The organism is Microvirga pakistanensis, from assembly GCF_004458765.1.
In the GTDB taxonomy this organism is placed as follows: domain Bacteria; phylum Pseudomonadota; class Alphaproteobacteria; order Rhizobiales; family Beijerinckiaceae; genus Microvirga; species Microvirga pakistanensis.
Genome location: NZ_SPJX01000631.1, coordinates 1 through 223 on the forward strand (window position 1 = coordinate 1; position 223 = coordinate 223).

General features: G+C 68.6%; 1 protein-coding gene. It reads right to left on the minus strand.

What is annotated here, in order from left to right; all coding sequences use genetic code 11:
• The coding region (locus tag E4K09_RS24135) for an AMP-binding protein (protein ID WP_166802486.1) at positions 1-223 on the minus strand (223 nt) is incomplete at both ends.

The window sequence follows — 223 nt, forward strand, 5'->3', positions numbered from 1 at the left end:
CTTCAGCTTCGTCGCGCCGGGCAGCGGCGTGATGAGGATGCCGCCGGTCTCCGTCTGCCACCAGGTGTCGACGATCGGGCAGCGGCTGTCGCCGACCACGCGATGGTACCAGTCCCAGGCCTCCGGATTGATCGGCTCGCCCACGCTCCCTAAGAGGCGCAGGGACTTGCGCGCGGTCTTCTTTACCGGCTCCTCACCCGCCTGCATGAGCGAGCGGATCGCC